19 protein-coding genes, 1 pseudogene and 2 riboswitches are annotated in these 19,212 nt (G+C 64.9%); of the genes and pseudogenes, 6 read left to right on the top strand and 14 right to left on the bottom strand.

Translation table 11 applies throughout. The features are described 5' to 3' along the window. Positions 1–4 precede the first annotated feature (4 nt). The 8 genes from ACOKS3_RS17970 to lpxO all read right to left on the bottom strand — a co-directional run bounded on the left by ACOKS3_RS17970 (position 5) and on the right by lpxO (position 8,951). Complete coding sequence (locus ACOKS3_RS17970) at positions 5–784, bottom strand: ABC transporter ATP-binding protein (RefSeq protein WP_422763566.1); 780 nt, start codon at positions 782–784, stop codon at positions 5–7. 5 nt (positions 785–789) lie between these two features. Continuing rightward, the gene (locus ACOKS3_RS17965) at positions 790–1,803 is read right to left on the bottom strand and encodes a FecCD family ABC transporter permease (protein ID WP_103447991.1); all 1,014 of its coding nucleotides are present in this window, start codon (positions 1,801–1,803) and stop codon (positions 790–792) included. Then, on the bottom strand, positions 1,800–2,813 hold the full coding sequence (locus tag ACOKS3_RS17960) for an ABC transporter substrate-binding protein (RefSeq protein ID WP_103447990.1): 1,014 nt from the start codon (positions 2,811–2,813) through the stop codon (positions 1,800–1,802). The genes ACOKS3_RS17965 and ACOKS3_RS17960 overlap by 4 nt, the downstream gene beginning before the upstream one ends. 108 nt (positions 2,814–2,921) lie before the next feature. Then, positions 2,922–3,123, bottom strand: a riboswitch (cobalamin riboswitch). A 30-nt stretch (positions 3,124–3,153) separates the two neighbouring features. After that, a complete protein-coding gene (locus ACOKS3_RS17955; RefSeq protein ID WP_422763558.1) occupies positions 3,154–4,320 on the bottom strand; it encodes an acetyltransferase domain-containing protein in 1,167 nt (388 codons plus the stop codon). Positions 4,321–4,461: 141 nt separating this feature from the next. Beyond that, a complete protein-coding gene (locus ACOKS3_RS17950; protein ID WP_103447988.1) occupies positions 4,462–6,579 on the bottom strand; it encodes a TonB-dependent receptor in 2,118 nt (705 codons plus the stop codon). A gap of 109 nt (positions 6,580–6,688) precedes the next feature. Further along, positions 6,689–6,894: riboswitch (cobalamin riboswitch) on the bottom strand. A gap of 34 nt (positions 6,895–6,928) precedes the next feature. Further along, the gene (locus tag ACOKS3_RS17945; protein ID WP_422763559.1) at positions 6,929–7,498 is read right to left on the bottom strand and encodes a GNAT family N-acetyltransferase; all 570 of its coding nucleotides are present in this window, start codon (positions 7,496–7,498) and stop codon (positions 6,929–6,931) included. A gap of 78 nt (positions 7,499–7,576) precedes the next feature. Continuing rightward, positions 7,577–7,921: a carboxymuconolactone decarboxylase family protein gene (locus ACOKS3_RS17940; RefSeq protein WP_027919898.1), complete on the bottom strand. Its 345-nt coding sequence runs from the start codon at positions 7,919–7,921 to the stop codon at positions 7,577–7,579. A gap of 130 nt (positions 7,922–8,051) precedes the next feature. Next, positions 8,052–8,951, bottom strand: a complete 900-nt coding sequence (gene lpxO, locus ACOKS3_RS17935; protein ID WP_103447986.1) for a lipid A hydroxylase LpxO — start codon at positions 8,949–8,951, stop codon at positions 8,052–8,054. 157 nt (positions 8,952–9,108) lie between these two features. On the opposite strand from lpxO, the gene thpR reads away from it, so the two are divergent. Beyond that, positions 9,109–9,654: an RNA 2',3'-cyclic phosphodiesterase gene (gene thpR, locus ACOKS3_RS17930; protein ID WP_103447985.1), complete on the top strand. Its 546-nt coding sequence runs from the start codon at positions 9,109–9,111 to the stop codon at positions 9,652–9,654. 6 nt (positions 9,655–9,660) lie between these two features. Here the strand turns inward: thpR and ACOKS3_RS17925 are convergent, their stop codons facing one another. Beyond that, on the bottom strand, positions 9,661–10,260 hold the full coding sequence (locus tag ACOKS3_RS17925) for an NAD(P)H-dependent oxidoreductase (RefSeq protein WP_103447984.1): 600 nt from the start codon (positions 10,258–10,260) through the stop codon (positions 9,661–9,663). 93 nt (positions 10,261–10,353) lie between these two features. Here ACOKS3_RS17925 and ACOKS3_RS17920 point away from each other — a divergent pair, with 93 nt between their 5' ends. Continuing rightward, positions 10,354–10,953 (top strand): TetR/AcrR family transcriptional regulator, encoded by a 600-nt coding sequence (locus ACOKS3_RS17920; protein ID WP_103447983.1) that lies wholly within the window; start codon positions 10,354–10,356, stop codon positions 10,951–10,953. 12 nt (positions 10,954–10,965) lie between these two features. Here ACOKS3_RS17920 and ACOKS3_RS17915 read toward each other — a convergent pair whose 3' ends face one another. Next, positions 10,966–11,871 (bottom strand): AraC family transcriptional regulator, encoded by a 906-nt coding sequence (locus ACOKS3_RS17915; RefSeq protein ID WP_103447982.1) that lies wholly within the window; start codon positions 11,869–11,871, stop codon positions 10,966–10,968. Between the two features lie 181 nt (positions 11,872–12,052). Between ACOKS3_RS17915 and calA the strand changes: the two genes are divergently transcribed. Next, positions 12,053–13,105, top strand: a complete 1,053-nt coding sequence (gene calA / locus ACOKS3_RS17910) for a vanillin reductase (protein ID WP_103447981.1) — start codon at positions 12,053–12,055, stop codon at positions 13,103–13,105. 164 nt (positions 13,106–13,269) lie between these two features. Further along, positions 13,270–14,469, top strand: a complete 1,200-nt coding sequence (locus ACOKS3_RS17905; RefSeq protein ID WP_103447980.1) for a sugar transporter — start codon at positions 13,270–13,272, stop codon at positions 14,467–14,469. Here the strand turns inward: ACOKS3_RS17905 and ACOKS3_RS17900 are convergent. Continuing rightward, positions 14,447–14,644, bottom strand: a pseudogene (locus tag ACOKS3_RS17900) (AraC family ligand binding domain-containing protein); the annotation flags it as partial. The gene ACOKS3_RS17905 and the pseudogene ACOKS3_RS17900 sit on opposite strands and share 23 nt — an antisense overlap. Positions 14,645–14,697: 53 nt before the next feature. Further along, a complete protein-coding gene (locus ACOKS3_RS17895; RefSeq protein WP_422763560.1) occupies positions 14,698–15,597 on the bottom strand; it encodes a LysR family transcriptional regulator in 900 nt (299 codons plus the stop codon). A 104-nt stretch (positions 15,598–15,701) separates the two neighbouring features. On the opposite strand from ACOKS3_RS17895, the gene nfsB reads away from it, so the two are divergent. Then, positions 15,702–16,355 (top strand): oxygen-insensitive NAD(P)H nitroreductase, encoded by a 654-nt coding sequence (gene nfsB / locus ACOKS3_RS17890; protein ID WP_103447978.1) that lies wholly within the window; start codon positions 15,702–15,704, stop codon positions 16,353–16,355. Between the two features lie 109 nt (positions 16,356–16,464). Beyond that, positions 16,465–16,839: a DUF1801 domain-containing protein gene (locus ACOKS3_RS17885; RefSeq protein ID WP_103447977.1), complete on the top strand. Its 375-nt coding sequence runs from the start codon at positions 16,465–16,467 to the stop codon at positions 16,837–16,839. Positions 16,840–16,846: 7 nt separating this feature from the next. On the opposite strand, the gene ACOKS3_RS17880 is transcribed toward ACOKS3_RS17885, so the two are convergent. Both ACOKS3_RS17880 and ACOKS3_RS17875 read right to left on the bottom strand, forming a co-directional pair. Continuing rightward, on the bottom strand, positions 16,847–18,001 hold the full coding sequence (locus ACOKS3_RS17880; protein ID WP_103447976.1) for a cysteine desulfurase family protein: 1,155 nt from the start codon (positions 17,999–18,001) through the stop codon (positions 16,847–16,849). Positions 18,002–18,193: 192 nt separating this feature from the next. Next, on the bottom strand, positions 18,194–19,120 hold the full coding sequence (locus ACOKS3_RS17875) for a LysR family transcriptional regulator (RefSeq protein WP_103447975.1): 927 nt from the start codon (positions 19,118–19,120) through the stop codon (positions 18,194–18,196). Positions 19,121–19,212: the final 92 nt, after the last annotated feature.

The following is a 19,212-nucleotide window of genomic DNA, read 5'->3' as shown; positions in this document are numbered from 1 at the left end:
TCATTCAAGGGGCGCGAAAGCGCAGGATGCGCGCGCCGTCGAAAGGGTCGGTGAGGTAGTGGGCGTGCACGCCGAAGGTGCTCAGCAAGCGTTCGGGGGTGAGCACCTCCAGCGGCTTGCCGAGGGCCACCAGGTGGCCTTTGTCGAGCACCGCCACGCGGTCGCAGGTCAGCGCCTGGTTGAGGTCGTGCAGGGCCACCAGGGTGGTCACCGGCAGGGCCTGTACCTGTTGCAGCAGGCTCAGCTGGTGCTGGATGTCGAGGTGGTTGGTCGGCTCGTCGAGCAGCAGTACCTGCGGGCGCTGGGCCAAGGCGCGGGCGATGTGCACGCGCTGGCGCTCGCCGCCTGACAGCGAACTCCAGACCCGTTCACCCAGGTGCGTGGCGTCGAGGTCGGCCAGGGCCTGTTCGACGATGGCACGGTCCTCCCGGGAGAATGGTGCCAGCGCCGACAGCCAGGGTGTGCGCCCCAGGGCGATGGCATTGAACACGCTGATCGCATCGAGGGTGTCGGCCTGCTGCTCGACCAGCGCCAGCGCCTGTGCGATGCGCCTTCGTGGCAGACGCGCCAGGGGTTCGCCGAGTAGTTGCACACTGCCGGTGCCCGGCGTGCGCAGCCCGGCCAGCAACTTGAGCAGGGACGATTTGCCCGAACCGTTGGGGCCGACGATGCCCAGGGTTTCACCGGCCACCACGTTGAGGTCGATGTTGCACAGCACGGTGTTGCCCGACAGTTGCAGCCCCAGCCCCCGGCAGGTGAGTGGAGCGACGTGCACGGTATTCATGACGGTCATGGGCGCCCCCGGCGGCTGACCAGGATCAGCGCGAACACCGGCGCGCCGATCAAGGCGGTGACCACGCCGACCGGAATCACCTGGCCAGTTATCAACGTGCGCGACAGCACATCGGCGGCAATCAGGAACAGCGCGCCGCCCAGGGCGCTGGCCGGCAGCAGCCGGCCATGGCCGGGACCGAGCAGTAGGCGCAGGGCGTGGGGGATGACCAGGCCGACGAAACCGATGGCACCGACGATCGACACCATCACGGCCGTTACCAGTGCCGCGCAACTGATCAGCAGCAACTGCGTGCGGCGCACGGCGATGCCCAGCGAGGCCGCCGAGTCGGCGCCGAAGGTGAAGGCATCCAGCGCCCGGCGGTGCCACAGGCACACCAGCAGCCCGAACAGCGCCACCGGCAACGCCATCCACACCGACGGCCAGCGCACACCGCTGAGGTTGCCCAGCAACCAGAACAGGATGCCGCGCGCCTGCTCGGCGGTGGCCGACTTGGTGATGAGGAAGGCGGTAAGTGCCGTGAACAGCTGCGAGCCGGCAATGCCGGCGAGGATCACCTGGGCGTTGTTGTTGCTTGGCCCGGCCGCACGGGCCAGCACCAGCACCAGGGCAAAGGCTGCCAGGGCACCGATGAAGGCGCCGCCGGACATGCTCAGGGTGACACTGCCCAAGCCCAGCAGGCCGACCAGCACTGCACCGGTCGAAGCGCCGGCGGACAGCCCGAGCAGGTAGGGCTCGGCCAGAGGGTTACGCAGCAGAGCCTGCAGGATCACCCCGCAGGTCGCCAGACCTGCACCGCAAGCGGCAGCGACCAGCGAGCGGGTCAGGCGGTAGTTCCAGACGATGCCGGCATCGATCGGGTCGACCGGGTAGCCGGCCTGCCACAGGTGGTTGGCCAGCACCTGGCAGACCAAGTTCGGTGGCAGGTTGGTCTCGCCGATGGCGGTACCAGCCAGCACGGCCGCGAGCAGGGCCAGCACGGCCAGGGCGGTGTAGGGCAGGGCGTTCATCGCTGCGCCGCTTTACCGCTGGCGAAGGCCGCAGACAAAGTCTGCAGGCCGCGGAACAGGCGGATGCCGGCCTGCATGGCGTCGGCGTCGAGGATGATGATGCGGTCGTTCTTTACCGCGTCCATGTTCTTCGTCACCGGGTCGCTGCGCAGGAATTCGAGCTTCTTCTGGTAGTCGTCTGCAGGGAAGCGGCGGCGGTCCATGCGCGCGATGATCAGCCAGGTCGGGTTGGCCTTGGCCAGGGTTTCCCAGCCCACGGTCGGCCATTCCTCGGTCGATTCGACCACGTTGCGCACGCCCAGGGTGCGCAGCATGAAGTCGGCCACGCCCTGGCGGCCGGCGACGTAGGGGTCGATGTCGAGGTCGGCGCTGGAGAACCAGAACAGTGCCGAAGTCTGCGACAGGTCCTTGCCTGCCAGCTGCTGCTTCGCACTATTCAGGCGTGCCTTGAGGTCGTTGTTCAGCGCCGCGCCACGGTCCTGCACGTCGAAGATCTCGGCCAGCTGGCTGACACTCTTGTAGAGGCTCTCGACCTGAAACGCCTGCAGGCGGGTGCCGTCGGCGCCGACCAGGTTGTCCTTGCCTTCGCAGTCCGAGGGCAGCAGGTAAGTGGGGATCTTCAGCTCACTGAACTGCTCGCGGGTGGCGACTACGCCTTGAGCGCCGACCATCCACTCGAACTGCACGGCCACCAGTTGTGGGCGCTTGCCGACCACCGCCTCGAAGCTTGGGTCGTTGTCGGCCAGGCGCGGCACCTTGGCGTTCACCGCCTGGTATTCGGGGAGCACGTTGTTGAACCACAGCGAGGTGCCGGCCAGCTTGTCGCCCAGGCCCAGGGCATAGAGCATCTCGGTGCCGGCCTGGCCGATGGTGACCGCGCGCTCGGGCGCCTGAGCGAAAGTCTGCGGCGCGCCGCAGTTGTCGACGGTCAGCGGGTAGTGGGTGGCGGCAGCCTGGGCCAGGCCAGTCAGGCTCAGGCCCGCCAGCAAGGATGTGAAGCGCAGCAGCATGCGGGGCGATCTCCTATCGGTCAGTTCTGGTGAGGAACGCACGGACAGGCATCGCCGGCCCTCGCAGGCGCGAGGGCAGCACAGATGGCCATCCCGGACACCCCGCCGGTTGGTGAATGTATGCCGGCAGGTCTCCTGACTGGTGCGTCGTCACCTGGCTCCGGCCTTCCCGGATCATTGATCCAGTGGCATCGATGGAGCAGGCTCGGCACCTACAGTTGCGGGGGCAGTTCCGTTTGGCGCGCCAATTGTGGCGGGCCTGGGATTCCCTGTTAGTTCCGTGGCGGAAACCGGCGGGCCGCATGGTAGACCATCAGACCTCCGGGTGAAAACGTTTAAATCAGAAGTACTTGAGCCAGGCGATGTCACGCCGACGCGCCTTGAGCCGGGCGAACCAGCGCACGGGCAGGTACAGCGCAACGGCCAGCAACACCGCGCTTAGCCACACCGCGCCGATGCCGTCGAAGCCGAAGTAGTCACCATGGTTGAGGCCCAGCAGCGCCACGCACGCCAGGTACAGCAACTTGAGCACGTACAGGTGCAGCAGGTAGAAGAACATTGGCGCTGACCCGAACACCGCCAGGGCGCTGATCCAGCGGGCCAGCCCGGCGCGCTCGAAGGCGCGCAGCAACAGCAGGCCGCAACCCAGGGTCAGGGCCAGGAACAGCAGCGAGGGTGGGTACTTGGTGATGTTGAAGAAGCTCATCAGCGTCTGGGTGACGCTCGGGTAGCCGCTCCACGGCGCCTCGCCGTAGCCGTTGTAGATGCGCAGCACCATGAAGCCGAGCAAGGCGATGACACCGGCCAGCAGCAGGCGGTGCTGGCGCTCGCCGCCGTCGCTGCCACGGGCGAACCACGGGCCGAGGCCGTAGCCCAGGGCGATCACGCCGATCCACGGCAGCACCGGGTAGGAGGTGCGCAGGCGCAGGTTCTCCGAGACGTCGAGCCAGCCGCGGTCATGCAGGATCGCCCACGGCACATGCAGGGCCGATTTCACGCCGAAGTGCAGGCCATCGAACAGGTTGTGCCCGGCGATGATCAGCGCGCCCAGGGCGAGCAGGGCAGGACGCGGCAGCCACACCAGCAGCGACAGCGCGATCATGCTTACGCCAATGGCCCAGATCACCTGCATGTAGACCACGCTCGGCGGCAGCTGGAAGGTCCAGGCGAAGTTGACCAGAGTGAACTCCAGCACCACCAGGAACAGCCCGCGCTTGAACAGGAACGCCGACACATCGCTGCGGCCTTGGTATTTCTCGCCATACAGCCAGGCCGACAGGCCGGTGAGCAGGACGAACACCGGGGCGCACAGATGCGCCAGGGTGCGGCTGGCGAACAGCGACGGGTCGGTGGCATCGATGGTCATCGGATCGCTGACCTGGCGGTGCAGGAAGAAGGTTTCACGTACGTGGTCGAGCAGCATGAACAGGATCACCAGGCCGCGCAGGGCATCGATGCTCTGCAGGCGCTGGGTGAGCTGAGTGGGGAGGGCTGAGGCGCTGGTCATGGAGGGGTCGCAGGCAGGAATGAATGTCAAATGAAACGTTATCTTATAACTATTTCATTTTCTTCCGATAGCGTTTTTTTGTGTCGCCTGTGCCGGCCTCTTCGCGGGGCGATCCGACTTGTCCCGCGAATGGCCATCAAGTCAGAAGGTGTAATCCACGGTAGCGAAGTAGGACCGCGGCGCGCCCATCACCCACTGCTCGTCACTGAATACCGACGCCACATACTCGCGATCGAACAGGTTGTTCACCTGCAACCCCAGGCGCACATCCGGCAGCACCTGCCAGCCAATGTTGGCATCGACCACGGTATATCCCGGCGCACTTTGGCTATTGGCCGTGTTGGCATAACGCTCATCCACATACCGCGCGCCAATCCCGGCCTCGACTTGCTGGTCGAAGCCTTTGCTCAGCCACAGGTTGGCCGTGCGCCGTGGCACATTGGCCGGGCGGTTGCCGGCACGGTCTAGTGCAACGCCATCGACCACCTCGTCGAAATCATCGTACTTCGCCCGTACCAGCGCGGCATTGGCCGACACCTGCCACTGCTGCCCCAGGGCCAGTTCCAGCGACGCCTCCAGGCCGTTGGAGGTCTGCTGCCCGGCCTGTTGCGCCTCGTGGGTGATCGGGTCATCCACCAGCAGCTTCTTCTTGACGATATGGAACGCCGCCAGCGTCCACTCGCCACGGCCCTCCCAGAAGCGCTGCTTGAGGCCTAGTTCGGTCTGCTTCGCTTCGGTCAGGTCGTAGTGCATCTGCGACGGGCTGAGGCTGACCAGGTTATCCACGCCGTCCTCGCTGGTGGAGTACTGGCCGTACAGCGACAGATTGTCGTTGAGCGCGAACACCAGCCCGGCGCGCCAGTTGCCGCCCTGCAGGCTGCGGTCGCTGCGGCTGCCGTCAACCAGGTTGTCGCGGTCGATGTTGTTCTGGTCGCGGCGTACGCCGGTCACCAGCGACAGGCGCTCGCTGAGCTGCAGGCGGTTCTCGGCGAACATGGCAAAGGTGTGGGTGGTGGACAGCGTCTGCGGGCGGGTTGGCGAGTCGCTGTGGAACCAGCCTGCGGTCGGCTGCCACGGGTCGATGTAGTCGCCGCCCACGTCGTTGTAGGGCCGGTTGCTGTCGACGTTGAAACGCACCTTGTTGTATTCGACACCGACCAGCGTCTTGCTGGCCAGGCCGAACAGGCTGTGGTCGAAGGTGAAGGTCTGGCGGTCGCCGATCTGCTCCTGATTGTGCTTGATCTCCAGGTAGCTCTGACGCTCCAGCATCGCGCGATCGGCGTCCCAGCTGTAGTTTTCGGCATTGCGCCAGTGGCGGCGGCTCTTGATGTAGTAGAGCTGGTTGCTGGCACTGAGCTGGTCGTTGATCGTCCAGTCGGTGGTGAAGCGGGTCCACTCGTCGTGGTAGCGTTGCTCGTCGTTCTGGATGTTGTAGTTCTTCTTGCGCAGGCTGCTGCGGTAATGGCCGTCGATCAGCGGCGTGCCGTAGTAGTTGGCGGGCTGGGCGTCGCCGCGCTCGTGGGCGAGGGTGAAGCTCAGGTCGTCGCTGGCATCGAAGCGCAGCGCGGCACTGAGCGCCAGGCTGCGCGAGTCGGTGCGGTCGACCCAGCCGTTGCCGCCCTGCTGGTTCAGGGTCAGGCGGTAGCTCAGGCGTTCACTGAGGCTGCCGCCGCTGTCCAGCCCCAGTTGTTGGCGATCCCAGGAACCGTAGCCCAGCCGCACGCGGTTGCGGATGTCGCCAGCGAAGGTTTTTTTCGGGATCACGTTGACCACCGCGCCGGTCGCGCCTTCGCCATACAGCACCGAAGCCGGGCCGCGGATGATGTCGATCTGCTCGACCATCCACGGGTCGACCGGGAAGGTCTGGGTGCCGGCCCCGGTATACAGGCGCGCGCCATCGAACAGGGTCATCACCGAGCCATGGCCGGTGAAACCACGCGCCGACAGGCCGGTGCCGCCATCGCCCGGGTTGCCGATGAAGGTGATGCCGGGCGAGCGGGTCACGGCGTCCTGCACGGTGAGGTTGTTGCGCTGCTTGATCTGTTCGGCAGTGATACTGCTGGTGCTGGCCGGGGTTTCCAGGGCAGTGAGGTTCAGCCGTGAACCGGCCTCGGTCGGCGTGGCCAGGTCGACGCGTTGTGGGTCACCGCTATCGGTGATGGCCGTGGAGGGGAGGTTCAGCACGGGTTCGTCGGCCAGGGCTGGCAGCGTGACGGCCAGGCAGGCCGCCAGGGGTTGAAGCTTGAGGAATCGGGACATGTCGTTCCACTGCTGCAGGAATGAATGGATCCCGGTGGAAAACACGCAAAGGCACACCACGCGTGCAGGGGCGCACGCGGATACCGGCCTGCGCCCGCCCACCGCGGGTTGCCAAGTGAGGCTTCAGGCCGGTCTCCGGGCTTGCGAGGGGCATGAGGCCTTCACCTTCCCATGCTGGCGCACAGTGGTGTGTCGAAGGCATCGCTCGCTTACCGTTGCGGGGGCAGCGCCGGACTTGTCGTGAACCACGACGCACCGGCTTCCCGTTTCACCCTGCGTACGGCGGCGCAGGACACCTGAAACTGGCGGGCATCTGACCATCGAATGGCCAGCACGTCAAATGTGCGTGTCAGCGCCCTCGGCGGCGCGACACCCGTGCTTCGATGTTCTTGCGCCCGATCAGCAGGGGAGGCTTTTCCACCACCGGCTCATCGGCCAGCCACTTGTACATCACCAGGCAGTCGACCAACCTGAGGCGGGCATGGCGATAGGCTTTGGGCAGGCGGCCAACGGTCTCGAAGCCGAGCTTGGTCCACAAAGCCACCGCCACTTCGTTGCTCGCCACCACCGAATTGAACTGCAATGCCAAAAAACCTTCCTGGCGCGCCAACTTCTGCGAGTGCTCGCACATCAGCCGGGCCACGCCACGGCCACGGGCGGCGTCGCAGACCATGTAGCCGCAGTTGCCGACATGGGCGCCAGGGCCGGCGGCGTTGGCCTTGAGGTAGTAGGAGCCGAGCAGCTCACCATCGGCTTCGGCCACCAGGGTGTGCAGTGGCAGTTGCAGCCACAGCTGGCGTGCCTGCTCGACGTCCAGTTCGGGGTCGAAGGCGTAGGTTTCGCGGGCCTGGACGATGGCCTGGAAGGTCGGCCAGAAACGCTCGAAGTCTTCGGGCGTCATGGGGCGGATGTGGATCATGGCGGTTCCTGCAATGGCTAGGCCGCCAAGTCTGGGTGGCGCGGCGCCGTCGCGCAAGGGCGGCGACGCCGTCGGGCTTCAGCCGTTGGCCTTGCCCACCGCATCCATGGCGCGGGCCGAATAGACCAGCGCGGCCCCGGCATTCATCGCCACGGCCACACCCAGCGCCTCGGCGATCTCTTCACGGGTGGCGCCGTGCTTGACGGCCTGTTGCGAGTGCACGGCGATGCAGCCGTCGCAACGGGTGGTGACGGCCACGGCCAGGGAGATCAGTTCGCGGGTTTTGGCGTCCAGGTGGTTGGTCTTGGCGCCCGCGCCGCTGGCGGTCATGTAGCCGGCCACGGTGTCGGGGGACAATTGCTTGAGATCGCCGATGCCGGCCATCAGCTGCTTACGGTAGGCGTCCCAGTCCATCATGCTCATCGTCTTCACCTTGGAAAGGTTGCGAGTGGAGCTTTCATGCTAGTCGAAGCGTGGGAAGTGAGGCTTGTACTTTGGTGCTGGCTGGCTTGAAACGGCCAAACAAGGCCGTTTCTGCCATTGCCAACGTGCGTCAGATGTAGACGAACACCAGCACCAGAGCGGCGACCACCAGCCACTTTTCCAGGTAGTAGCGCATGCGGTTGCGCTTCTTCAGCGCCTTGCCACGCTCGCGAATCTTGTAGATACGGGTGAACAGGCGGTTGATGCCACCGGTCTTGTCGCCGGCGTCGTTGGGCGCGGCGGCGGCGGCCATGACGTTGCGGCTGAACCAGCGGTTGAACGCGGTGGCCCAGCGGTACTTCAGCGGGCGCTCGATGTCGCAGAACAGGATGATGCGGTTGTGCTCGGTGGTGTTGGCGGCATAGTGGATGTAGGTCTCGTCGAAGACCACGCCCTCGCCATCGCGCCAGGAGTACTTCTCGCCGTCCACGTCGATGTAGCAACCGTCATCGTTCGGCGTGTCCAGGCCGAGGTGGAAGCGGTACGAACCGGCGTACGGGTCACGGTGGCGGACCAGCTTGGCACCCGGTGGCAGGGTGGCGAACATCGCCGCCTTGACCGTGCCGATGCCTTGCAGCAGCTCGGTAGTGCGGGGGCACAGGGTCATGGCCGACGGGTGGCTTTCGCCGTACCACTTCAGGTAGAAGCGCTTCCAGCCGGTCTTGAAGAACGAATTGAAACCGACGTCGTCATAATTGTCGGACTTCTTGATCTCGCCCACGTGCAGCAGCTGCTGGCCTTCGGCACGAATCTCCTGCCAGTGCTCCATGAGCGGCTGCAGTTCCGGGAACGCCTCGACCGGCAGGTAGGGCTTGGCCGGGTGCTTGGAAAACAGGTACAGGAAGCTGTTGACCGGGGCCAGGAAGCTGGAATGGTCGCCCAGCTGACGGGTCAGCTTGTGGCGCACCCGACCGCGCAGGTGAACATAGGCGATCGAAAGGACGAAGATCAGTACGAGTGCAATTTTCATGGACGGTTACTTGTCGAAAAATGGCCATGCGCCATGGCATAAGCTCGCCAGCATAAACAATCATGGGGGCAGTTTGTACTTATTGTTACGTTAATGCGGGGCGACATTGGTGTAAGGCCCTATAGCGTGCAAAAACGTTTCACGTGATGGAGTTCACATGATTCAGGACATTCGCCCGAGTGGCACCCCGTTCAAAAGGTTGTTCTTCGCCTTGCCTGTCAGCGACGCCCAGCGCCGTGCGATCAGCCAGTGGCGGCGCGGTTTGAACCTGCGCAGCGGCAAGCCGGTGCCGAGCGAAAACTTCCACCTGACCTTGCTGTTTCTGGGGGATGTAGATGCGGCGCAGGTGCCGGCCATCTGCGCGGCGGTAGACAACTTGGTGCGGCCGGGGGCGCCGCTGCGCCTGCTGCTGGACCAGCTGAAGACTTGGCAGCGCGCCAATGTGCTGGTGCTGGAGCCGCAGGACACGCCGGCCGCCTTGCGCCAGCTGATCTATGGCCTGCAGCAGGCGTTGCTGCCGATGGGGTTCGAAGAACAGGCCCGCGAGTACCGCCCGCACCTCACCCTGTCACGGGACTTTCGCGGCCAGGCCCCGGAGGCGGCTGTGGCGCCTGAGTTCCATCTCAGCGCCAGGCATTTCACCTTGTATGAATCGCGCAAGGGCCGCTACTGGCCGCTGGCGCAATGGCCGCTAACCGACTAGCGCCGCTCAGGCGATCTGGCTGCGGGCCGGCGTGAACAACTGCTCGCCCAAGGTGCGGGCGGTACGCAGGTGCAGGGCGGCATCCGGCCCTTCGCTGTCATCCAGGAGGGTCGAACTGAGCACCTCGGCGCCGCAATAATCGAAGATGCCATGCTCGATCTGCACGCGCATCGCCTCACCGTAGCCATGGCGCTCGAAGCTGCTGGCATCGGCACCTGCCACACCGACCAGGTGCACCTTCATGCCACGCAGTTTCTTGGTAGTGACGCCGCCCTGGTAGTCGAACGCCCAGCCATTGCTGAACACCCGCTCGACCCAGCCTTTGAGCAAGGCCGGCAGCGACCACCAGTAGATCGGGTAGACAAGCACCAGGGTATCGGCGCGGTCGATGCGGGCTTGCTCCAGCAGCACGTCGGCCGGTGGAGCGGCCAGGCCCCGGTGCACGGCGTGGTCAGCCAGACCGAAACGAGGGTCGAAGCCTTCGCGGGCCAGGTCGGCGATTTCGCTACCGTGGCCGGCGCTGGCCAGGCCGTCGGCAATCTGCCGGGCCAGGGCATGGGTAAGGGACTCGGGGTCGTGATGGCCGATGACGATCAAGGCTTGCATGGTGGTCTCTCCAGTGTGAAGGTGCTTTGCTGCCTTGAGCGCTATATACTCAAGGCAAGTTACGTTTAGTAAGTTACTTTTGGTAGGTAATTGATGTCAAGCGATGACAAGGCTCAGCCACGCAAGCGACTTTCCCGGGAAGAGCGGCGGCGCCAGCTACTCGACGTGGCCTGGCAACTGGTGCGCGAGGAAGGCACCGAGGCCCTGAGCCTCGGCCGCCTGGCGGAGCAGGCCGGAGTCACCAAGCCGGTGGTGTATGACCATTTCGAGACCCGCACCGGGCTGCTGGCGGCGCTGTACCAGGATTACGATGCGCGCCAGTCGGTGATGCTCGCGCAGGCCCTGGACGGCTGTGAGGCGACCTTGCCGGGGCGTGCCGGGGTCATTGCCGCGGCCTATGTCGATTGTGTGATGAGCCAGGGGCGGGAGATGCCTGGGGTGTCGGCGGCGCTGGCCGGGTCGCCGGAGCTGGAGGCGTTGAAGCGGGCCTATGAACAGCCGTTTCTAGACAAATGCCGCGCAGCGTTGGGCGAGTTTGCACCGACAAGGGGTGAGATTGGCGCGGCGGGCATGCGCCTGCTGGTGGGCGCGGCCGAGGCGCTGTCGCAGGCGGCTGCGGCAGGTGAACTGGAGGCGAAGCAGGCCAAGGCCGAGTTGCAGGCTGCGATCATTGCCATGGTCGAGCGGCAGTGAACCGGGCCGGGGTCAGACCGGCAGGCTCTGGTAGGGCAGCTCATCCCCCGGGCTGCGGGCAAACTGGCGCTTGTACTCGCGGCTGAACTGCGAGGTGCTCTGGTACCCCACCCGATGCGCCGCCTGCGCCACCCCCAGCCCTTCACCGATCAGCATCTGCTGCGCCTTGAGCAGGCGCAGGCGCTTGAGGTACTGCATCGGCGCCATGTCGGTGCAGCGTTTGAAGTGCTCGTGGAAGGTCGACACGCTCATGTTGGCGCAGGCCGCCAGCGCCTCGACACTCAGCGGCTCGGTGTAGTGCTCGCGCAAGTGCATGAGTGCCGCACCGATGCGGGCGAAGTGCCCCTGTTGCTCCACCAGTGCCCGCAGCACCCCTGCCTGGGGGCCGCGCAGGGCGGTATACAACACCTCGCGGATGCGCGCCGGGCCCAGCACCTTGGCATCTAATGGGTCCTGCAGGCAGTGCAGCAGGCGTTCCACGGACTCACGCATCGGTGCATCGAGCGCCGCCGAGGTCATCGACTGTGGCGTTTGCGCCTGTACCGCCGGGTCGGGTGCCAGGTCCATGCTCTGCACCAGTTCGCCAAGCACACCACGGTCGATATCCACCGCCACGCCCAGGAGTGGCTCGTCGGCGGTGGCAAAGGTTTCGCACATGAATGGCACCGACAGCGCCTGCACCAGATAATGGCCGGCACCGTACTCCAGGGTGCGCGGGCCCAGGCGCGCCAGTTTGCTGCCCTGGGCCAGGATCATCAGGCTCGGCTCGTAGATCTGCGGGCTGCTGGCCACGTAGTGGTCCCAGCTCAGTACCTGCACCTGGGGCAAGTACGTGGGCGCGAAACCGGGGCGGGTGGCCAGGCTGCGGATCAGCGAACACAGCGGGGCGTTGGCGTCGACGTGGCGGGTCAATTGCATGATGAAACCAGGGCAGAGAATCAGACAGTTTCATGATCGCAGATTGGCTGGCCAGCGCCAGATGGCCGCTGGCAGGTTCGGAGAATCAGGCATGGATGCCGGAGAATCAGCCGTGGGCCGGGAGGACGATGGCGAGCAGAATGCGCGCCCTGAATCGTTTCACTATCCCGTGAGGTCCCGCATGTACACCGCCATCGGTTACGCCGCCCAAACCCCGACCAGCCCTTTGGCCCCCATGACCTTCGAGCGCCGTGCGCCGCGCCCGGACGATGTCGCCATCGAGATCCTCTACTGTGGCGTGTGTCACTCCGACATCCACCAGGCACGCAACGAGTGGGGCATCGCCGTCTACCCGCTGATGCCTGGCCACGAGATCATCGGCCGGGTCACCGCCGTGGGTGACCAGGTCAGCTCGCACAAGGTCGGCGACCTGGTCGGCGTCGGTTGCATGGTCGACTCCTGCCGCCACTGCGAGGCCTGTGCCAAGGACCTTGAGCAATACTGCCTGGAAGGCCCGACCATGACCTACGCCACCCCGGACCGGGTCGATGGCAGCAACACCATGGGTGGTTACTCCAGCAGCATCGTGGTCAGCGAGCACTTCGTGGTGCGCATCCCGGCCGGCATGGACCTGCCCAGCGCAGCGCCGATCCTCTGTGCGGGCATCACCACCTACTCGCCGCTCAAGCACCATGGCGTCGGCCCCGGTCACAAGATCGGCATCCTCGGCATGGGCGGGCTGGGCCACATGGGCATCAAGCTGGCCAAGGCCCTGGGCGCCGAAGTGACCCTGTTCACCCGCTCCCAGGCCAAGGCCGAGGAAGCCCGCCGCCAGGGCGCCGACCACGTGATCGTGTCCACCGATGCCGAGCAGATGCGTGCCGCCGCCGGCCGTTTCGACTTCCTGCTCGACACCATCCCGGTGCAGCACGACCTCAACCCGTACCTGGAGACCCTGAAGTTCGACGGCGTGCACATCCTGGTTGGCCTGATCGAGCCGATCGATCCGGCCGTGCATGCCGCCAACCTGGTAATGAAGCGTCGGGTGCTGGCCGGTTCGCTGATTGGCGGCATTGCCGAAACCCAGGAAGTGCTGGACTTCTGTGCCGCCCATGACATCCGTTGCGACATCGAGATGCTGGACATCCGCAACATCAACCAGGCCTATGAGCGCATGATCGCGGGCGATGTGAAGTACCGCTTCGTGATCGACATGGCGACCCTGCAGGGCTGAACCTGGCGATAGCCTGGCTTGGCCTTCTCGTGGTTGTGAGGGCCAGGCTTGGCGCGTACCATGCGGGCAATCCTTCCAATAACAAACCCGTGCCTCAGCGCGGCCGATACTTGGCCCCTGACGCGCGTCCTTTCGCCTTGCCTGCGGAGAACAGATTCCAGCCCATGAACGGACCCATACCCACCGACCTGCCCCCGACTGCGGGTGACGGCAGCTGGCTGAGCGTGATCGCCCTGGCCCTGGCGGCCTTCATCTTCAACACCACCGAGTTCGTCCCGGTGGCGCTGCTCAGTGACATTGGCAGCAGCTTCGACATGACCACCGCGCAGGTCGGCCTGATGCTGACCATCTATGCCTGGGTGGTGGCGCTGGCTTCGTTGCCGATGATGCTGCTCACCCGCAACATCGAGCGCCGGCGCCTGCTGCTGTTCGTGTTTCTGGTGTTCATTCTCAGCCACCTGCTGTCATGGTTGTCGCAGAGTTTTGCCATGCTGCTGGTCAGCCGAATTGGCATCGCCCTGGCCCACGCCGTGTTCTGGGCCATCACCGCGTCGCTGGCCGTGCGCGTGGCACCGCCGGGGCAGCAGGCCAAGGCACTGGGGTTGCTGGCGACGGGCACGACCCTGGCGATGGTACTGGGCATACCGTTGGGCCGCGTGGTAGGCGAAGCACTGGGCTGGCGCATCACCTTCCTCAGCATTGCCGGTGTAGCGCTGGTGACCATGCTGTGCCTGATGAAGTCGCTGCCGTTGCTGCCGAGCCAGAACTCCGGTTCGCTGCGCAGCCTGCCGATTTTGTTCAAGCGCCCGGCGCTGGTGATTACCTACCTGCTGGTGACCCTGGTGATCACCGCGCAATTCACCGCCTACAGCTACATCGAGCCATTCGCCCTGCACGTGGCGCAGATCGGCGGCGAGCGCACCACGCTGTTGCTGCTGTTGTTCGGTGGCGCTGGCGTGTTCGGCTCGCTGTTGTTCAGCCGTTACAGCGAGCGCTTCCCCCATGGCTTCCTGGTGGGCTCGATCGGCGTGTTGGCGGCTTGTCTGCTGTTGCTGCTGCCGTTGTCCGGCAACTTCTATGTGTTCTCGGCGTTGAGCATGTTCTGGGGCGTGGCGATCCTCAGCTTCAGCTTGTCGCTGCAGTCCAAGACTTTGAAGCTGGCGTCCGATGCCACCGACGTGGCCATGGCGCTGTTCTCCGGCATCTACAACATCGGCATCGGTGGCGGGGCACTGCTGGGCAGTATCGTCAGTAGCCAGATGGGCGTGGCCGATATTGGCATGGTTGGCGGCAGTGTGGCGGTGGTCGGGTTGATCCTGGCAGTGGCCAGTACCCGGCGGTTTCGTGAGGCCCTGAGTCACTGAATACCTGCACCGGCCCAGTTCCTGGCCATGCACCGCAGCTCGTGTCCAGCCAGTTCGGTTCCAGGTACAGGGTCGAATAAGTGAAGCCTTCGGCAGTCGGCGCGTGGCCGTCGTGAAGGTCGCCGGGTTCGAGCAGAAAGACCGGGCCTGCGGTGCTCTGATGTTGCTCATGGCGCTGCGCTGCTGACGGATAGGGCAGTTCACCTTACTGCAGATGCGTCAGCCGGTTTAGAACAATTGTGCAGGCTGCAGCGCGGCAAAACGCTCGCGCAGCCACAGGTGCAGTTGCGTCACGGCGGGCGACAGCTGCTTGCGGTGCGGGCACACCAGCGTCACCGGCGTGGCTTCGCCCTGATGCTCCGGCAGCAGGATTTCCAGTTCACCGGCGGCGATGTTGGCGCTGACGTCCAGCCACGACTTGTAGACGATGCCTTCACCCTCCAGCGCCCACCGCCGCACCACGTCGGCATCGTCGCTGACCAGCGGCCCGCGTACCTGCACGGTGCGGTTGCCAAGCTGCCACTTGTCGTACACGCGATTGTGCTGCAGGTACAGCAGGCAATCATGTTGCTGCAGGTCATCAGGTGTGCGGGGGTGGCCGTGGCGGGCCAGGTAGCCGGGCGCGGCCACCACCACCCGACGGTTCCAGGGGGCCAGCGGCAGGGCAATGTAGTTGGCGTCCTGGTTGAGGCCATAGCGGATGGCGATGTCCACCGGATCACGGCTGAAATCGGCCATCTGGTCGGAGAGGAAGAAGCGCAGGCTCAATGCCGGGTGCTCGCGGCGAAAGGCGCTGAGCCACGGCAGCAACAGGTTGCGGCCGATGTCGGAAGGCGCGGACACCTGCAACACCCCGCGCAAGGTGCTGTGGCTAGCGTGAAGCTGCTCGTGGCCCTGGCGCAGGGTGTCCAGTACACGCTGGGCGGTGGGCAGGTACAGCTCGCCCTCGGCGGTCAGGCGCAGGCTGCGGGTGGTGCGGGCGAACAGGCGCACGTCGAGGTCGCGCTCCAGGCGCTTGATCGCGGCGGCCACTTGCCCCGGCAGCAGGTCGGCTTCATGGGCGGCAGCGGTGAAACTGCCCAGGGCGCTGCTGCGCACAAACAGTTCGAGGTCGGTGAAACGGAGCATTTTCACTCCAAGGGTGAAAGTGTTGCTGCATTCTGCCGCTTTTTTCGGTTTGCAGGAAAGATAAGATGCGCGACAGATCCCGTTTAGTTGATTGGAGTTGCAGCATGGATACCGTCTCCCTGGCCAAGCGCCGCTATACCACCAAGGCCTACGATGCCACCCGCAGGATTCCCCAGGCTACGGTCGATGCGCTGCTCGAACAGCTGCGCCACAGCCCGTCCTCGGTCAACTCGCAGCCTTGGCATTTCGTTGTCGCCGACAGCGCCGAAGGCAAGGCCCGCCTGGCCAAGGCCACCGACGGCCGTTTTGCCTACAACTCGCCGAAAATCCTCGATGCTTCGCATGTGATCGTATTCTGCACCCGTACCGAGATGACCGAGGCGCACCTGAATGCGGTGCTTGACCAGGAACAGGCCGATGGCCGCTTCCGCGACGAGCAGGCACGGGCAGGGCAGAACCAGAGCCGTCGCGGCTATGTGGACCTGCACCGTTTCGATCAGAAAGACCTGCAGCACTGGATGGAGAAGCAGACCTACCTGGCCTTGGGTACCGCGCTGCTCGGTGCAGCGGCCCATGGCCTGGATGCCACGCCGATCGAAGGGTTCGACAGCAAGGTGCTGGATGCCGAATTGGGTCTGCGTGAGCAGGGCTACAGCAGCGTCGTGGTATTGAGCCTGGGCTATCGCAGCGAGGCGGACTTCAATGCCGGCCTGAACAAGTCGCGTCTGCCGGCTTCGACGGTATTTACCTTCCTGTAAGTGCGTTGTCGGCAGTGCCGGCTTGTCCCGCGAAGAGGCCAGCACTGCCAACACAATCCTCAAGCATGAACGATACTGAGAAGCCCACTGAGCGCTTCTGGATCTTGCCATGCCTGACCTGACCCCCAGCGAACAGATCGACACCCGCATCGCCGCCTTGGGCGACTGGCGCGGCCCGGCCCTCGCACGCCTGCGAGCCCTGATCCACCAGGCCGACCCCGAGGTGCTGGAGGAAGTGAAATGGCGTGGCGTCCCGGTCTGGTCCCACGCCGGCATCCTGTGCACCGGTGAAAGTTACAAGGACAAGCTCAAGCTGACCTTCGCCAAAGGCGCACACCTGGCCGACCCGACGGGCCTGTTCAATGCCAGTCTCGACGGCAATACGCGCCGCGCCATCGACGTGTTCGAAGGGGATGATATCGACGAGCAGGCGTTCATCAGCCTGATCCGGGCAGCCGTGGCACTCAACGCGAGCAAGGGCTGAGTGCGCGTTACCAAAGCGCAGCCGAAGCCGCCGTCAAAGCCCGCCCGAACACCGCGATCGCCGTGTCCACTTCGGCCTCGCTGGTAAACCGCCCGATACTCACGCGCACGCTCTTGCGTGCCCGCGCTTCATCCAGCCCCAGCGCCAACAGCACATGCGAGGCGGCGTTGCTGGCCGAGTTGCAGGCCGAGGTGGTCGACAGCGCCAGCTCACTGGCCAAGGCCATGCTGTTGAAGCCGTTGGCTTCGATGCACAGGTTCAGGGTGTGAGGTATCCGCTGCAGGGCACAGCCATTGAGGCTGACCCCCGGCAATGCCAGCAAGCCTTCACGTAGGCGCATGGCCAAGCGTTCGATACGCTGGTGCTCGCTGTCTCCCGGCTCACCGGCCAGGGCAAAGGCACTGCCCATGCCGACGATCTGGTGCGTCGGCAAGGTCCCCGAGCGCAGCCCTTGCTCATGCCCGCCACCGTGGATCTGCGCGCACATCAGCTCACGGGCACGAGGCCCGACATACAGCGCGCCGATGCCTTTTGGCCCATACACCTTGTGCGCCGAGAACGACATCAGGTCCACCGCCATTGCCTGCAGGTCAATGGCCAGCTTGCCGACCGCCTGGGCCGCATCCACATGCAGCAGGGCGCCATGGGCGCGAACCCGTTCGCCTATGGCAGCGAAATCGGTGACGGTACCCAGTTCATTGTTGACGGCCATCAGCGACACCAGGCGGGTGTCCGCGCGCAGCGCTGCCTGCACAGCGTAGGGCTGGATCAGGCCGCTGGCGTCCGGCGCCAGACGGGTGATGGCCCAGCCTTGGCGCTCCAGTTCCTTGACCGTGTCGAGCACGGCCTTGTGCTCCAGCTGGCTGGTGATCAGGTGGCCCGGCTGGGCCATGCCCTGGGCGATGCCCTTGAGTGCCAGGTTGTTGGACTCGGTGGCGCCCGATGTCCAGACGATGTCGTCGGCGCGGGCACCGACCCGCTCGGCCACTTGCCGACGGGCCTGTTCGACTACTTCGCGTGCTGCTTGACCGTAGGCGTGGCCACGGGATGCGGGGTTGCCGAAGTTAACCTGGCGACCGAGACAGGTGAGCATGGTTTCGATGACCCGGTCATCGACCGGAGTGGTGGCGGCGTAGTCGAAATAGAGCGGGGCGCTAGGCATGGGGCGGGTCCGTGCAATGTTACCGTGGTGTCGGCAATCGTTGCATCAAGCCTAAGCGCTGGGGAGAAAATGATTTTGCTTTTTATGCTGCAGATAGCCGGTTAATGGAGAATATTTTTCTCTATCGTTAGACCATTTAAGAATGGTTTTTCTCTCTGTGGGCCCAGGCGAGCCCACAGTGCCATGAGCGCTTCAGGCAGGCTCCAGCGCACGTTCTTCTTCGGCCACCACGCGCTCGCACAATTCGATGATTTGCTCGCGCATCCAGCGGTTGGCCGGGTCCTGGTCGGTGCTCTCATGCCAGTACAGGTGAGTCTCCAGCGCTGGCACCTCCACCGGTAGCGGCTGGAAACGCAGCTGGTGACGGCGGGCGAAGCGCTCGGGTACGGTCATGGCCATGTCGGTCTGCTGCAACACCTGCGAAGCCATCAGGTAATGCTGGGAGCGCAGCGCGACCTTGCGTTGCACGCCCATCTTGCCCAGTGCCAGGTCGACGTAGCCCAGGCCGTTGCGGCGGCTGGAGATATGGATGTGGGTCATGCCCAGGTAATTGTCGAGGGTCAGCTTGGCATCCGCGAGCGGGTGGCCCTGGCGCAGGGCGCAGACGTAGCGGTCCTGCATCAACTTGACGTGGCGCACCTGCGGGTCGGTGTTCAGCGGGGCATCGACGGCGAAGTCCAGGCGCCCGGCGGCCAGTTCCTTGGTGGTTTCGCGGCGTTTGCACAGGAAGCTTTCAATCAGCACTGCCGGGGCCAGGCGGCGCAGGCGCTGGAACAGCGGCGGCAGGATCACCGCCTCGGTGAGGTCGGTCATGCTGATGCGGAAGGTCTTGTTGGCCTGCTGCGGATTGAAAATGCGGCTTTCCTGCACCGAGGTGCGCAGGAGTGCCAGGGCATTGCGCACCGGGCCAATGATGTTCTGGGCCATGGGTGTGGGCACCATGCCCTGGGCGGTACGTACGAACAGCGGGTCGTTGAAGGTTTCGCGCAGTCGCGACAGGGCGTTGGACACTGCCGGCTGGGTGATGCCGACGATCTGCCCGGCGCGGGTCAGGTTGGCTTCGGTGTAGATCGCGTCGAAGACGATGAACAGGTTGAGGTCGACCTTGCTGAGGTTCATGGCGCCGCTCTTTGTTGGAATTATTGGCCGATCATATATCGGTTATGAATGTTTATACACGCGGAAAATAGACTAGGTAGATCGAGGCTGGC

The sequence above is a fragment of the Pseudomonas sp. HS6-2 genome, assembly GCF_049325675.2.
GTDB lineage: Bacteria > Pseudomonadota > Gammaproteobacteria > Pseudomonadales > Pseudomonadaceae > Aquipseudomonas > Aquipseudomonas putida_N.
Note: the sequence above shows the minus strand (reverse complement) of the source record. Positions and strands in the feature narration are given on the sequence as shown.

Coding starts and splice junctions, on each gene's coding strand:
- ACOKS3_RS17955 (WP_422763558.1), bottom strand. CDS start 4,320: ATGACCAGCGCCTCAGCCCTCCCCACTCAGCTCACCCAGCGCCTGCAG.
- ACOKS3_RS17960 (WP_103447990.1), bottom strand. CDS start 2,813: ATGCTGCTGCGCTTCACATCCTTGCTGGCGGGCCTGAGCCTGACTGGC.
- ACOKS3_RS17885 (WP_103447977.1), top strand. CDS start 16,465: ATGCCTGACCTGACCCCCAGCGAACAGATCGACACCCGCATCGCCGCC.
- ACOKS3_RS17880 (WP_103447976.1), bottom strand. CDS start 18,001: ATGCCTAGCGCCCCGCTCTATTTCGACTACGCCGCCACCACTCCGGTC.
- ACOKS3_RS17925 (WP_103447984.1), bottom strand. CDS start 10,260: ATGCAAGCCTTGATCGTCATCGGCCATCACGACCCCGAGTCCCTTACC.
- ACOKS3_RS17940 (WP_027919898.1), bottom strand. CDS start 7,921: ATGAGCATGATGGACTGGGACGCCTACCGTAAGCAGCTGATGGCCGGC.
- ACOKS3_RS17875 (WP_103447975.1), bottom strand. CDS start 19,120: ATGAACCTCAGCAAGGTCGACCTCAACCTGTTCATCGTCTTCGACGCG.
- ACOKS3_RS17950 (WP_103447988.1), bottom strand. CDS start 6,579: ATGTCCCGATTCCTCAAGCTTCAACCCCTGGCGGCCTGCCTGGCCGTC.
- lpxO (WP_103447986.1), bottom strand. CDS start 8,951: ATGAAAATTGCACTCGTACTGATCTTCGTCCTTTCGATCGCCTATGTT.
- calA (WP_103447981.1), top strand. CDS start 12,053: ATGTACACCGCCATCGGTTACGCCGCCCAAACCCCGACCAGCCCTTTG.
- ACOKS3_RS17920 (WP_103447983.1), top strand. CDS start 10,354: ATGTCAAGCGATGACAAGGCTCAGCCACGCAAGCGACTTTCCCGGGAA.
- thpR (WP_103447985.1), top strand. CDS start 9,109: ATGATTCAGGACATTCGCCCGAGTGGCACCCCGTTCAAAAGGTTGTTC.
- nfsB (WP_103447978.1), top strand. CDS start 15,702: ATGGATACCGTCTCCCTGGCCAAGCGCCGCTATACCACCAAGGCCTAC.
- ACOKS3_RS17915 (WP_103447982.1), bottom strand. CDS start 11,871: ATGCAATTGACCCGCCACGTCGACGCCAACGCCCCGCTGTGTTCGCTG.
- ACOKS3_RS17965 (WP_103447991.1), bottom strand. CDS start 1,803: ATGAACGCCCTGCCCTACACCGCCCTGGCCGTGCTGGCCCTGCTCGCG.
- ACOKS3_RS17945 (WP_422763559.1), bottom strand. CDS start 7,498: ATGATCCACATCCGCCCCATGACGCCCGAAGACTTCGAGCGTTTCTGG.
- ACOKS3_RS17970 (WP_422763566.1), bottom strand. CDS start 784: ATGAATACCGTGCACGTCGCTCCACTCACCTGCCGGGGGCTGGGGCTG.
- ACOKS3_RS17905 (WP_103447980.1), top strand. CDS start 13,270: ATGAACGGACCCATACCCACCGACCTGCCCCCGACTGCGGGTGACGGC.
- ACOKS3_RS17895 (WP_422763560.1), bottom strand. CDS start 15,597: ATGCTCCGTTTCACCGACCTCGAACTGTTTGTGCGCAGCAGCGCCCTG.